We start from the raw sequence: 12,991 nt of genomic DNA, 5'->3' as shown, positions 1-12,991 counted from the left end.
GTCTGATAGCATCTTCTGTGGGCGGCTAGTTCAGCGGACAGAACGCCTGGTTCCGGACCAGATGGTCGGGGGTTCAAATCCCTCGCCGCCCGCTATTCTACGAGGAACAGAAACGAGTGAATAGCAGTACAAGAGCGGTCTGAACCCGGGCCCTCTACCGCCTCGGTCTGCGCCTCGACGGAACCGCGTACTGAAGGTCGGACAGTGCCACTGTCCGGAGCCTAACGCGGTGCCCGTTCCGTCTGGTTGGTGGTCACTCGAAACGATCAACCATGACAAAACTCGACTCACTCTGGTCGGAGAAAGCCGTAGAAATGTACCTAACCAGCCGTGAGGACGAGGTAAACAGGAAATCGTTACAGAGGCATCAGTCCCGGCCTGAAGATACTCAAGAAGTGGTGTGACGCCCGCGAGGTAGCCGACATGGAGGACGTTATCAGCGACCGTATGGACGTGAGTAAGGAGATACTCGACAAGCAACTACAACAAACAATCCAAAGACGAACAGATGGAAACGCGAAAGAAGCATCTTGAAGCTCTGTAGCTGAAAGTGCTACATTCTCTGTCCATCCTATGAAAGTCGGATAGATATTGTTAGAAAGATTGGCTGGTTTGTGCAACACCGTAGGCTGATGACGTGCTGGCTTGAGATACAACCTCGCCGTTATTGAGAATTTGGACTATAATCTCTGAAGAACTATCGTCCTGCTTTTGTGCATTTACTGAGATAATGCGCACGTCACCAGTAATTTCAATGGATTCTGTTCCTGAACCCGAAATCGACTCTGACTGTCCTGACCTACCTCCGGTTACGCTTAGGGCACCTTGCCATGAGCCACTGTAACTAATTCTCACACTAAACTCGGGAGATGGCTCAACGGTTGGTGTCGGTTCAACATCTTGCGAGGGACTTGTATCACCTACTGGCCCAACTGCGGCACCAATAACTGCGCCTAAGATGACTATTGCAACGAAGCTGATGCCGATAGCTCCGAGGATATAATATGTCCGTTTCTTGTACTTTCCACCTCTGCTCCAATAAGCATACAAAAGTAATGGAACTCCAACGAAATAGAAAATGAAATACACAAATGCTACAAGAATGTTTCTCAGCGTTGAACCGGGCACGAACCCAATAGCCCAAGTGCTAAACCCACCAGATGCAGGTTCAGTATTTACTGACGCGTCTGTGTCTACTGCTTGTTCTGCACCGCACTCGGTACAATGATTGACTGTCGAGGATAGTAATTCACCACAACTACGACAGTAGGACTCATCATCTGCCTCTGATTCCTCTGATGTCATGAATTGCGCTATTGGGGCGGCTCAGGAGGCCTTTCACTCCCATCGTAACCGCTATAGAAGTTGTCTTTGAGATAATTAAAGTCGGCATTGAAACGGTCTGTAACATCAGCACCCATGGTTATCACAGTGAATATTTTCAGCCATACCGAATAGCACCAGAAACTGATACCTGAGAAGAACTTCATAATTCCACCGAGTACTGGAATACTACCAAGAAGACTTGCGTAAAGACTGATCATTTCTCCACGCTCACTCGCAAGCGGAAGTGGCTCTGCACCGTACTTTTCCAGAAATGATTCTGCCTCTATGGAATCATCCTGCTCAAGCTCCGTACCACATTCTCCACAGTATTCAGTCTCTTCAACCACTTCTCCACAGCTTGGGCAACTTTTCACAGTTCATTGCTGATGTAGGGGTTTATATAATTGGGTGTACGGATATCAAGTTTGATTCTTATAACCAACTCTGATGGGCAAACTGTGGATAGGAAGTGTTACCGACGGAGCAGAGACTGTATCAATATTAGCAATGAAAGTCTGAATAGCCATGATAAGGCGGTAATCAGGTGCATTATTCAGTAATCACTCAGAGTAATAACTCCTATGCTATCAGTGGAGAGCCCTGTTTAAGCGTATCTTAGGATTTAGGAGGTGACAGGTCGACAAAACTGGGGCCTTCTTATTGTAATACACCAGTTCAAATACCACTGTGCACGTCAGGAGCGGGCCGCCGCTCCCCACCACGCACCGCCACCGCGACCGCCGCGCTTGACCGCCGCGCTTAACCGCCGCTGTGAACCGCGCTCTTATCGACCAGCTTGAACGCCTACTTCTTCATTCTCTCTGTTCACTCATTAGAGTAGAATGACATACGTTTTATGTAGGGGTTGGGGTCACCCCTGATACTTCTCCTTGGCCTGAACAATCTTGTTGTAAATGCTGATTAGGTCTTTCTGTCGGTATCCTTCATACTCTGCAATTCGCTCAAGTTCGGAATCCATATCCTTGACTGATTGGTGACAATCTCGCTCGTTGTCTTCAGCTCGATGAACAACCACAGCACATACGCAACGATACATGCATTTACACCGAACTTCACAAGATTGAGCCTCATGAACAAACCCACCGCTTCCTGTTGGTAACGTGGGTTCAAACCCAATTGTCCGCTAAGTGCCTCAATCAAGTGCTTGTTCAGTCCATATATCAGACATCTTTGGTCGATCCACTCCCCCTTTCGGAGTCCAGTATTGTGTCCAGACAGCCATTTGACGAGGTGCTACCTCAACGGGTGCAATTGCATCCGGCAGAAGTTACTACAGGTTCGCCGTTATCGGCACTGTAGTACTTAAATAAAAGCGAAAAACCAGACGCCGGATACGGATTGTGGTTACGGCGTCAGCCGTATGGACTCGCCGGGTAGTAGTCTGAAATTTACACGACAACGGGGGGTTGTGTTTGGTAACGGTCATGTTAGATTCGCTCCAGTTGCTTCTTTCGAACCGCCATTTTCTCCTGATTCGTCCGCACGTCGTAGTGCTCATACAGCACTTCGAGCGATACGTCACACCGCTCGCTGACGATCTCCGGAGACACATCGCTGTTCAGGTGGTAGGTGATACTGCCGCGCCGGAGTCCGTGGGGTGACCGAGAAGAGGGACATTTGCTGTGGGCCGCACGCGCCCCCAATGCCTCGCAGGTCGACGGGTCCGACGGGTCGGCATCGTGAGGACACCCACCGAGAACGCATGGCTGGGTGAGCTTGTTCACCCACTTGTAGATCGTGTCACCCGCGGGTCGGCCGTGCATCGAGGTGACGAGGGGCTCGCGGCCGTAGTCGTCTGTTCGCTCGTAGCGGTCGGGGTTATCGAGATAATCGTCGACGACCTGGTAATCGCTCGGTCCGAGGTAGACCCACCGCTCGCCGTCTTCGCCGTTCTTGAGTTTCGTTCCCTCGTCGATTCGATGCTCAAGCACCAGCGCATAGTCGTCGGGACGAAGGTCGTCAACGTCCAGGGACCGAAGAGCCGACCGGCGCATCGCCGTCTTCCACAGAATCAGGAAGACAACGTGATCCCGGCTCGCGTAGCGGTACTCGTGAAGGTAGTCGAGTATCCGATGTGCCCGGTCTGCGCTCAGGTGAACTTCGCGGCTCTCGGCTCCGTCGGGCAGCTCGGGTGCATGGACCTTCTCGGCCAGCCCATCGTCAACGCCCTCGATGTCGGCCCAGTAACGGAGGGCTTCGCGAATCGTCGAGAGTTGCTTCTGAAGGGTCAGCGCCGCGATGTCACCCCGTCGCCAGGCTACGAAGTCAGCTAAGTCGCGGCCTGTGAGGTTGTTCAGGTTCTCGATATCCCGCTCCTCGCACCACTCTCTGAAGAACCGGAGCCGCGTCTTCGCGTTCCGCATCGTACTCTCGCGCACGGACGGCTCGCGGTGTCGGAGGAACCGCTCGATACCGTCCTCCGGCGAGAGATCCATCAGGTCCTCGCTCATGCTCGCCCCCGGCTTCGCTTTCGATGACAACCCAGACAGTGTGACTGGCCGGGGTAGCAGAAGTTCTCACACCCGTCCGTCTCGCACCTGTCCACGTCTTCGATGACGCGGTCGCTCACGCACGCGCACCTCCAGATGGGACGGACCGGTCTCCACAGGCTATTTGACTGGCTTTACCGCTGGTCGTTGGGCTACTTTCAATAGCCCGCTTGCTCTCGTACTTCATGGGTCGTCTAAGCCTCAAACGGGAAACGACCCACCCGGCGTGTGCCAGCACGCCGGACCTTTCTGGTCCGATGGGCGGGTCACTTCACCTGTATAACGCCTCTACTGAAATAGTTTTCTGTGAATTACACAGATTAATCTGTGCTACTACGCTGAGATACAAGTGATTGCAAATAGATGTCTAATGCACCGATACACCTATGAGTTCCACAGCCACACCGCTTGATGTGCCTAGGCAGCGTGCTGATTGGATGACTCAGACTGACGAAGCCATTCTGGAAACGATTCGAGATGAAGGGAACATGACTCCCCAAGCTCTCGATGATACTTTCGACATAGCCGCTGCCAATTACGCACGTGATCGACTCTCTGAGCTTACCCGATACGGTCTGGTCGAGAAGATCGGGCGTGGTCTCTACCGACTGACCGATGATGGGCGTGCGTTTCTCGACGAGGAACTCGACGCCAGCGAACTCGATCCCGTCGAAGACACCGATTGACATTCTCTTAGACCCTCGCGAGTCGTGCCGTCACGTCACCAGCCCACTCCGGTAATTCGAGATCCGCTAACTTGCCATCGCACCAGCTCGTCACGATCTCTGTGTCACCATCCCGGGTCAAGTCGACGCGCCCCTTCCGGCCGTCTTCGGAGGTAATATCGAAGTGTGTGCCGCCGTTGGAGGGAGTTTCAACACGTTGTACGGTCACCTCTCCACCAGTGTAAACCGCCGTGATGTCTTGCATACAGAGGGGTCAAGGGGTGGATTCGGGTTAAAAAGGTGCTAGATTTCCGGGAGTTCAGATGTGTAGTATGAATGAATGCTTTCTCAATAATATCCCGCTATCTTTTTAATTTGGAGTTGTATTGAATAGTTCGTGAATTCAGAATTATCTGAAGATATTTGTAGATATCGTGGAATAAAGCCCACCGGATGGTCAGATGAGAAGTTTGTAGACGATTCTAATTGGACATGGAGCGACAGCCATGTATTCTGTATCCGAGAAAAGAAATCTGATGATGATTATTGCTTTTGGCACTCCAAAGATGAAAAGAATGTTCGTGAAGTTGTAGAACGGAGGGAAGACGGGCCAGAGCGGTTGTGTGGAGCGAAAATGCCGGGCCTCAAATGGGAATCAGCAGAAGAGGAACCAGAGGTTGTGTTTACTGATTGTATGCTTTGGGATGCAGACATATCAGATGTACATTTACATAAAACTGATTTTATTCGAGCAGACCTAAGAGGTGCTAACTTATCGAATGCTACGCTTCCAATGTCTAAAATGGAGAGAGTAGATCTAAAAAACGCAGACTTGAGCGAAACCGTTCTCAGATATGCCGATCTAACCCGAGCAGATCTCTCAAAGGCTGATCTTGAAGGCGCTTGTCTCGAAAACGCCGATTTAATCAATGCAGACCTTACAGATGCGACGACCACAAACGCTGATCTTCAAGAGGCTACATTTTGGTATGCTAATTTGGAAGATGCAATTCTCAGCGGAGCAGATCTGCGTAATGCTGACCTTCGAAGTGCACGGTGTTTTCAAGCCTTCTTTAGAGATACTCGTATCAATAGTGGAACTCAGTTCGTTAACCGAGGGGGCGAGGTTTTTGGACGCTGTAGCTACGAGTTACGCCCCGATAAGGAGCTTGATACTTTTGAGGAACATCCGTATTTTGCGGCGGCTTGGACTTATCGGAAGTTAGAAGATATGTATGAGTCTGCTGCTCTCCCCCAGCGCGTGAAAAATGCACATATCCGTAAGCAAGAGGTCCAAAGGAAGGATCATTGGAGAACTGGAAGTTATGGGCGATGGGTGGTTGCTACAATAAATTACCATCTGACAGAGCACGGAGAGAACTTAGGCCGACTAAGTAAAGCAGGAATCGCTCTGATCATTTTATCTGGACTATTATATCCATTTATTGGTGGTTTCAGGGCTGATAGCTCCAGCGAAGTGTACCGACTAAACTTTGTCCTTCCTACGTCTATTGCTGATTTATGTCATGCAGTAGGTACTGTCATGCACAGTTTCTACTTCAGTATGATAACATTCACAACAATCGGGTATGGAGATCTCTATCCAACTGGGACCGGTTCAAAGATTCTGGTTGCATTTGAGTCATTAATGGGTGGTCTGATCCTCGCAATGTTCGTTTACGTGTTAGGACGACGCATTGCCCGATAGCTTAGAGCTAGGATGAGTCTTGCTATCATTCATTTTTAATATACCTTCTGGAATTCGTTGAAATTGACGAACTAATTTCTGGATCAGTTGCCGTATATTTCCGATACCTATTCTCTCCCTCAACCTTGATCAGCTTGTAATCCCTCAATTTTGAGAGCTTCAGCCGTCGCGCCCGCTCCGAAATCGGCGTCAGCCCACGCCCATGGTACACGTCGTCGGCCACCGCCTCGTACCAGTCGTGCAGCTCCCCAGCTTTCAGCCCACCGCCCACACGAATCAGTTCGTAGAGTAGCTGATGGTGGAACGGCAGCGATCCCAGATTCTGCTCCAGAATGTACCGCTGCGCGCGCTCGAACGAATCTGCCACGTCTTCGCTCCCGATTTCGCTGTGATCTCGCTCCTCGGCCAACAGTGCCGCCTGCCGAAGCGCCTGAATTCCCTTCCGCGCGACGCCGGCCACTTCGTCGGAAATTGCCTCCATCTGCTCGCGTGTGACCATACCAGACGGCAGTCCGCGCCGCGCCCGCGCTTCAAGAATGTCCGCCAGCTCATTCACGCTGAAGCGGTCAAGTGCCAGCTCCTTCAGGAATAGCCGTCGACGGAGTTGGGTGTCTACCTGCGAGAGCCACTTCTCGCGGTCGTGGCAGATCGCGACGAACGACAGCGCGTCAACGTCGGCCATCCGGTCTAATGCGTCGGTGGCCGGCAGGTCATCCGCCTCGTCAAGGATGACGATCGTCGGCTGGTTGACGCGCTCACGAAGTTCGATGCACAGGTCTTCCCGTGGTGTGTTCGTCGGTGGATCACTACCGGGAATATCGTGGAGAATCGACCGAATGACGCCAGACGTACTCTTGCCGAGGCTCTCAACGTGGGCCGAGTGGATGTCTGCGTGCTGGGTGAGACGCTGGAGAGTGTGGCGGGCGAGGGCCGTTTTTCCTACGCCAGAAGGACCGTAGATTAGTACGTCGTGGGCCTGATCGCTGTGGAGGGCCGGCTCCCACGCACGGGACAGCTGGTCAACGGCGGCTTCGCGGTGGAGGAGGCGACGCGGCAACTGCTCGTCATCGAAGACAGCGGCGTCCGTGATCATCTCACGCCGGAGTGACGGCAGACGGGGGTAAAAATTAGTGCGACATTTCCGGGAAGGAGAATCACGACCAGTTCAATTTGATTATCAGTTTATCGCTATCCACCCATAGACTATGTATATACCCTGTACCGGAGTGTATCAATACCATCGCCCCCCAATAATTTCTACTGGAATCCGGCAGACGGCGCGGAGAAAGAGGTGTAATTTTTACTTTCACTCCGGTAGCCGAAGGTTTATTTTCTAATGTACACTTTATATTCTTCAAAGAGTTTAGAAATGCAAAACCGTGAACGATGCACCGTCACTCTCGTCCGCTCCAACAGACGAGAGACTGAGCCAGTTCACCGAACGTTCGAACCTCCACAGGTTCTTGACTCGCCAAATAAGGTGTGTTTACTTAGAACTGAGGGAACCGGCGAAATTGCGCAATCCCCTAATACAAGAATCCAATGAAAAACTATCAGATTCAAACCAGCGAAGTCAGCGATAACGCTCTTATTCCCAAGCGAACGTTAACGGTGGGCGGTAAAACCGTCGACACACCTGCAAAAGCAGTACCAGCACGCAAGAAACGAGGTAGTGAAGAACTCAAAGATCCCAGTCGCGGCATCAACGAGTTCTACAAGAACGTCGACGCGAGCAAGCTCACCCAGGCTCGCCGTGGAACCAGTTCAGCGATTGTCGACGATCTGGAGACCGGTCTACGAAAATCGAATGACGACGAGATCAACTTCGTCTTCCTGAATTGGGACGACGCCCAAACGATCGCACAGATCGAAGCAGAGTACATGGTTGATCTACTGGGGTCAATGTCTGATGTGGTAACTGTACCACTTCAGATCGCCTTGGTTGAAGCAATCGACCATTCTGACGGACTGACCGACTCTGCGTATCAAACCTACAAGGAGAACGTCGTCAGGTTCTTAGACGTAATCAAGCAGCGGGCACCCCAGGCTCCTGTTATGGGTGTGCTTCCCCCGCTTGGGTGGGACTTCACCCAGGACCTGATGCGAGTCTATGAACGACATGACATTAGGCTCTACTGCCTAAATTTCAAACGTCGAAAGCCTACGGCAGCCCGGCAAATCGGTATGATTCGCCCGATGATGCAGAGCATTGCACGCCGTCGTATTCACGAAAGCGTGCTGTTCTACGGCATCAATATGAGCCCCGGCACCAACGACCCCAGTATCGGTATGCGACCAGCTGCTGATATGGCGACTGTCGGTATGGGCTTCGACATCGTAGGCGGGAGCCACATCTCCCCAACAATGCCTCCTGAAGCGTTCGAAGACGACGGTGAAGTAACATTCCGTCTCTTTGATAAAGACGAGTACGCACGCAAGGATGTCCTGTTGGCTGAATTGCCTCATCACTTCCCGGATGACTCGTCGTTCGATCCAGAGTACGTAGTTAAGAAGGCGGCTAATTCTGATGCACAGCGCCATCGGCTTCAGAAGCTCGTCAATGCGGAACAGATGGGGCTGGCTACGAGAAATCTCCAGTCAGAAGTATCGAGTGGCAATGGATTTCGCCACTTGACCTCGAAATCAGGCGTGACCCCAGAAACGACCAAGAACATCAAAGACATCAGAGAGTCGTTTGATTTCAGTGCTGGTCAGACCGGGCTGTCTGAGTTCTAGTCTGACCCGGTCAGGCTCTATCGCACTGTCCGACCGCTGATTGCCGTTCATGCTCTAATGTTTTGAGCGGGTCCCCGCAGTAGGGACAAATATCGTACTGTGGCTGTTCGTTCGCGAAATCAGCCTTGACTTCTGCAACTTTCGTCCACTTCTGGACTTTGCCTTGATTACCTGTATTTGCTTCCCAAAGGAGGAGATGGCTATCTGGTCCCGGCGCTGTCAATAGATAATTCGAGTTAGATGTAGAATTTAATTTCAGCTCTGGACCGTAATAGGTGTCTGTTCTCTGGATTACAGTCAGCTCTTGTGGAAGTTGATGATGGTGGTGGTTAATTCGGTCAACGACTTCTGATATCGTGACGTTATCATGTCTTTCCCCCCGGAGCATTACCATTTTACTGGGATACTCTGTTACAGGCTCACTCCGAAATTCGCCTCGACCGGGGTCATGTGCTTTATCTGATGTCCTCTGGGCCATATTTTCTATTTGCTCTGAAACTCCTAGTAATTTGTTATGAATTTCTTACACTATTCCAATTGCTTGCTATCTTACCCTCACAACTCGTTACTCTTTGACCCGTCGGTCCATCCTTACACAGAGCTTGTATTAACAATCAGTCAGACGAGCGTCTGTCTAACCAAATTTCAACCGGTTAAATAGGTTCTTCTACCGTTGAGGCATTCGACATTCGATGAACCAATTCAAAATACGAGAGTTAATATCGTAACACGTCACCGCCACTTGCTCTCGACGCTCGTCCGATACCGTAACCCAAGTACGCTCGTGTTGAACCGCTGGATCGTCTCGGGGTCCAACTCTCCACGCGCGCTGTATATATTCTCCTCGCTCTCGACAAGATGCGTCAGCGCTGCATCGAGTACGTCGGACATCGGTGGATCATCGTGCTGATCGCTCGCGACAATCGTACTCGCCTCATCCAGTAGTCGCTGCCGATCGTCGGTGATCTTCAGACTGGTGCGTCGAGTCATTATTTAAGTGAGTGTATGTACCGGGGGTTGGTTCGCGTCGTTCTGGAGTGAGCGACAGGGTAGTTCTTGATAAATGGGGTTCGGGCCGTCAGCATGGTCGAACTGATCTCCCAGTTTGACCGGATCGATTCTATGCACCGTAGCCCACGGCCCACAGCCCACAGGTGCATACATCGAGGAATAGCGTTACATCTGGCTCGAACCCCACGGGGTCGGGCTCGCATCATGGGCTGACCAACTCTAATCGGTAGTCACCCTTATCGTCCTGGTCAAGGCTCTCAACCTTCGCCCAGTGGCTGCCCACCAGCTCGCCATCCTCGTCGACGACACCGCGCTCGCGGAGATCGTCTATTGGTATCGAGACGGTCACACAGCCACCTGCCGGAGAGAGTTTTCGCATCTCCATGCCACCGGCGGTGCAGTCCCGATACTAAAATTTACTGAGTCCCGGGAATACCACGATTCGGTGCTTTCTAGCCAGCAGACTGCACGGCCGGAATACGGTCGTACTCACGGCCGGTGCAACCCATGTTCGGAAAGATAGACATCGAAGATGCCCTGGCCGGTGTGATTTTCACCGCCAGCGCGTTCGTCACCAACGGTATCGCTTCAATCAGTATGCTCGGCTACGACCTCAACGCGTCCGTATTCACCGTCCAGGGCACGAGCATCGACCTCGCGTTTCTGCTGTCACTCGCTGCTCTGGCGATGGCGTACGCCACCAACCGGGTCAATGAGAGTCGGAACAAGAACTACCAGCTCGACACCGATCTCGTGGATATCGCCAAAGGGTCGGCCACTGTCGAAACCTACCTCGCGCTCGGGACACTCGTCATCGTCCTATTCACCGGGCTGAACATCCTCGGCGCGCAGGATATCGTGGTTGGATCGGCTGCTATCGGTCTTGTCGTCGTTGCCGTTGAGGCCGCCGGCTACTACGTCATCAGCTATCTGGGGTGAATTCGATGGACCGTATTCTCAGCTATGGACTTGTAGCCACTATCGGCGTCTCTGCCTCCACGATTGCCTCGGCTGTCATCGGTGACCCCTTCCCCGTCGTCGTTCCGGCCATCGTCGCGGCCGGCGTGATCGGGGTTCACCATGTCAAAGAGCGAGACACCGCAGCTGGCGCTGACGACCAAGAGGTGCGTACCAGTGTCGAGCAGGTCGAAACCGATGGAGGGCCTCAACAGTGACCCGCGTCCGCTCGGTCCTGCTCACCGCCCTCATTGTCTGTTCTGCCGTCTTCGGGGCCGCCGGTCCCGCACTGGCACAGTCAACAGAGACGACCACCGACAGTGGGCCAGTGACCAAGACCTTCGAGACAGGTCCGCACAAGGTCAAGATTGACCTGTTCGAGGTGTCCTCAGAAACAACCATCACCGTGATTACCGACGAGTCGCCTGCTGGTGACAACACGGCAATTCTGAGAAAGACCGTTAGCGGCTCTCAGAACAGCGCACACTTCCGAAACGCTGGCGCATATGAGAAGTTCACTATCCGCGTTGAAGACGCTGATGGGCCGGTATCGTTCAGCAAGGGTGGCGTCACGAACGCATGGACGCCGGGCGATGATGGCAAATTCCTCGGGGATACGGGTGGAGACCCCGGATTCACCTACGACCTGAAAGAGCAGATCGGCGAGTCGGTTATGCCGCAGGTCGTGCAACTCGATAGGACCGGTCTACCGGGGAGTACAACCGTCAACACGACGGGAACGGACGCCTCACAAACGAAACTGGACATCTACCAGTCCGCTCTAAACACTAGGGCATCCGCTGAGAACTACGGTGCTTCGCTCGATAACAACCTACAAAATAGTAAGACTCAGGCGCGGGTTCTCGGCAAGAACGCCTATATCCGAGCGCTGAACAACGGCAGTAGCAAGGCGACGGCAAAGACTGAAGCTAAAGAGGCAGTAGATAAGTTCTACGCCGCGAAACAGCGGAATCTACTCGCCGAGTGGAATCGCGAACAGGCCAATGTGGAATACCTCAACAGCGTGGCGGCGAATGAGTCGGGTATCAACGGCCTCGGAACCCGCTCGCTCAATGGCGGACCGGGCTACATCAACTCCATTGATATCCACACCCGCAACGGCGGCAGCTACGTGTATGAAATGCTGTTCTCCGGTTGGAAAACGAACACTGTCACGCTCGTCAACGGCGACACCGTGGAAGTGAAACAGGTGCAGTATGAGTACCTGTACTCTGACGGTGGCTACAGTACCGAGAAAACCGGTATCACTGCCGGGCCGACTGTCGGCCAAGCGTCGTCATATGGTGGCTGGACCGGTGAATCCGGCTACCTCAAGGAAATTAGTGCCATTACCATCAAAGGCCACGACAGCAATGCAGAACCAATCAAGGTGCTAAATTCCACGAAGTACACCAACCGGTACAACGCTATCGACTCTCAGGCCCAGACAGTCCGAAACGACATGGATACGCTGGCAGAAAATACCTATAGCGCCTATCAGAAGGGCGAAATCAACAGTAGCAACCTTGTTGACCCGTACGTGCTGGCAAGCCAGCAGTCAGCAGGCGACGACTTCCAAGGATGGGCGGCGGCACAGCTAACCGTTCTTGGCACTAACTCGCCGGAGAACTTCGATCAAATTGGACGGTTTGAGGTTTCTAATGACGGGTCAGAGTACGAGGGCGTGCTGTTCTCGCAGGAGAACCCTGCCAGCGGGCAGTTCGAGGCCGGGCAAACCTACGATGCAAGCACTCTCGGCGGTACTCAGTACGTCGTTACCTCTGATCGGATTGTCGAGCTAAACGGAGAGTTCACTATCGGCAATATTACCGATACAAACGGAGAGAGCGTCGAAAACGTCACAATTGAGAAAACCACTTATCAAACGACCAACGTCACCGAACTCAAACAGCAGTACGAAGACCTCGCCTACAAACGCGCACAGATCGAGGCTCGCGAACAGGCCATGCGATCATCCGCCGGCGGCGGCTTCCTTGGCGGTGGAAAGGTGAGCCCTATCATCGCGCTCGCTATCATCGGCTCGCTGCTGGCCGTCGTCGTCTTGCAGAACTAACCAC

The 12,991-nt window shown here is 52.7% G+C and carries 13 protein-coding genes and 1 tRNA gene; 7 read left to right on the top strand and 7 right to left on the bottom strand.

Annotated features, from left to right (window positions below):
- Window positions 1-19: 19 nt before the first annotated feature.
- Window positions 20-92, top strand: a tRNA-Arg gene (locus C444_RS02555).
- Between the two features lie 502 nt (window positions 93-594).
- Here the strand turns inward: C444_RS02555 and C444_RS21665 are convergent.
- The 3 genes from C444_RS21665 to C444_RS02550 form a co-directional block, all read right to left on the bottom strand.
- Window positions 595-1,305, bottom strand: a complete 711-nt coding sequence (locus tag C444_RS21665) for a zinc ribbon domain-containing protein (RefSeq protein ID WP_152420762.1) — start codon at window positions 1,303-1,305, stop codon at window positions 595-597.
- An 8-nt stretch (window positions 1,306-1,313) separates the two neighbouring features.
- Window positions 1,314-1,673, bottom strand: a complete 360-nt coding sequence (locus C444_RS21660) for a hypothetical protein (protein ID WP_152420761.1) — start codon at window positions 1,671-1,673, stop codon at window positions 1,314-1,316.
- A 1,101-nt stretch (window positions 1,674-2,774) separates the two neighbouring features.
- Window positions 2,775-3,797: a tyrosine-type recombinase/integrase gene (locus C444_RS02550; RefSeq protein ID WP_004590718.1), complete on the bottom strand. Its 1,023-nt coding sequence runs from the start codon at window positions 3,795-3,797 to the stop codon at window positions 2,775-2,777.
- A gap of 476 nt (window positions 3,798-4,273) precedes the next feature.
- Here C444_RS02550 and C444_RS02545 point away from each other — a divergent pair, with 476 nt between their 5' ends.
- On the top strand, window positions 4,274-4,522 hold the full coding sequence (locus tag C444_RS02545; RefSeq protein WP_004590717.1) for a type IV toxin-antitoxin system AbiEi family antitoxin domain-containing protein: 249 nt from the start codon (window positions 4,274-4,276) through the stop codon (window positions 4,520-4,522).
- A gap of 7 nt (window positions 4,523-4,529) precedes the next feature.
- Here the strand turns inward: C444_RS02545 and C444_RS02540 are convergent, their stop codons facing one another.
- Window positions 4,530-4,766, bottom strand: coding sequence for a hypothetical protein (locus C444_RS02540; protein WP_004590716.1), 237 nt, complete (start codon window positions 4,764-4,766; stop codon window positions 4,530-4,532).
- A 132-nt stretch (window positions 4,767-4,898) separates the two neighbouring features.
- Between C444_RS02540 and C444_RS20980 the strand changes: the two genes are divergently transcribed.
- Window positions 4,899-6,209 carry a pentapeptide repeat-containing protein gene (locus tag C444_RS20980; RefSeq protein ID WP_004590715.1) on the top strand — a complete coding sequence of 437 codons (1,311 nt, stop codon included), beginning with the start codon at window positions 4,899-4,901 and terminating at the stop codon, window positions 6,207-6,209.
- A 25-nt stretch (window positions 6,210-6,234) separates the two neighbouring features.
- On the opposite strand, the gene C444_RS02530 is transcribed toward C444_RS20980, so the two are convergent.
- Window positions 6,235-7,302 (bottom strand): Cdc6/Cdc18 family protein, encoded by a 1,068-nt coding sequence (locus tag C444_RS02530; RefSeq protein ID WP_004590714.1) that lies wholly within the window; start codon window positions 7,300-7,302, stop codon window positions 6,235-6,237.
- Window positions 7,303-7,751: 449 nt separating this feature from the next.
- Between C444_RS02530 and C444_RS02525 the strand changes: the two genes are divergently transcribed.
- Window positions 7,752-8,945, top strand: a complete 1,194-nt coding sequence (locus tag C444_RS02525; RefSeq protein ID WP_004590713.1) for a hypothetical protein — start codon at window positions 7,752-7,754, stop codon at window positions 8,943-8,945.
- Window positions 8,946-9,677: 732 nt separating this feature from the next.
- Here C444_RS02525 and C444_RS02520 read toward each other — a convergent pair.
- Both C444_RS02520 and C444_RS02515 read right to left on the bottom strand, forming a co-directional pair.
- A complete protein-coding gene (locus C444_RS02520; protein WP_004590712.1) occupies window positions 9,678-9,935 on the bottom strand; it encodes a DUF7386 family protein in 258 nt (85 codons plus the stop codon).
- 223 nt (window positions 9,936-10,158) lie between these two features.
- Window positions 10,159-10,341, bottom strand: a complete 183-nt coding sequence (locus C444_RS02515) for a hypothetical protein (protein ID WP_004590711.1) — start codon at window positions 10,339-10,341, stop codon at window positions 10,159-10,161.
- 122 nt (window positions 10,342-10,463) lie between these two features.
- Between C444_RS02515 and C444_RS02510 the strand changes: the two genes are divergently transcribed.
- Genes C444_RS02510 through C444_RS22165 form a run of 3 tightly spaced genes read left to right on the top strand, consistent with a single transcriptional unit; the run spans window position 10,464 to window position 12,987 of the window.
- A complete protein-coding gene (locus C444_RS02510) occupies window positions 10,464-10,895 on the top strand; it encodes a hypothetical protein (RefSeq protein WP_004590710.1) in 432 nt (143 codons plus the stop codon).
- 5 nt (window positions 10,896-10,900) lie between these two features.
- Entirely contained in the window at window positions 10,901-11,131 is a 231-nt protein-coding gene (locus C444_RS02505; RefSeq protein ID WP_004590709.1) for a hypothetical protein, read from the top strand.
- Entirely contained in the window at window positions 11,128-12,987 is a 1,860-nt protein-coding gene (locus tag C444_RS22165; protein ID WP_004590708.1) for a hypothetical protein, read from the top strand. Before C444_RS02505 ends, C444_RS22165 begins: the two co-directional genes overlap by 4 nt.
- Window positions 12,988-12,991: the final 4 nt, after the last annotated feature.

The organism is Haloarcula japonica DSM 6131, assembly GCF_000336635.1.
GTDB lineage: Archaea > Halobacteriota > Halobacteria > Halobacteriales > Haloarculaceae > Haloarcula > Haloarcula japonica.
This window is presented reverse-complemented; position numbering and strand designations above follow the sequence as displayed.

Excerpts from the sequence above, each read along its gene's own strand:
- C444_RS21665 (WP_152420762.1), bottom strand. The coding sequence starts at position 1,305 with ATGACATCAGAGGAATCAGAGGCAGATGATGAGTCCTACTGTCGTAGT.
- C444_RS02550 (WP_004590718.1), bottom strand. The coding sequence starts at position 3,797 with ATGAGCGAGGACCTGATGGATCTCTCGCCGGAGGACGGTATCGAGCGG.
- C444_RS02525 (WP_004590713.1), top strand. The coding sequence starts at position 7,752 with ATGAAAAACTATCAGATTCAAACCAGCGAAGTCAGCGATAACGCTCTT.
- C444_RS02540 (WP_004590716.1), bottom strand. The coding sequence starts at position 4,766 with ATGCAAGACATCACGGCGGTTTACACTGGTGGAGAGGTGACCGTACAA.
- C444_RS02505 (WP_004590709.1), top strand. The coding sequence starts at position 10,901 with ATGGACCGTATTCTCAGCTATGGACTTGTAGCCACTATCGGCGTCTCT.
- C444_RS02545 (WP_004590717.1), top strand. The coding sequence starts at position 4,274 with ATGACTCAGACTGACGAAGCCATTCTGGAAACGATTCGAGATGAAGGG.
- C444_RS02520 (WP_004590712.1), bottom strand. The coding sequence starts at position 9,935 with ATGACTCGACGCACCAGTCTGAAGATCACCGACGATCGGCAGCGACTA.
- C444_RS02515 (WP_004590711.1), bottom strand. The coding sequence starts at position 10,341 with ATGGAGATGCGAAAACTCTCTCCGGCAGGTGGCTGTGTGACCGTCTCG.
- C444_RS02530 (WP_004590714.1), bottom strand. The coding sequence starts at position 7,302 with ATGATCACGGACGCCGCTGTCTTCGATGACGAGCAGTTGCCGCGTCGC.
- C444_RS02510 (WP_004590710.1), top strand. The coding sequence starts at position 10,464 with ATGTTCGGAAAGATAGACATCGAAGATGCCCTGGCCGGTGTGATTTTC.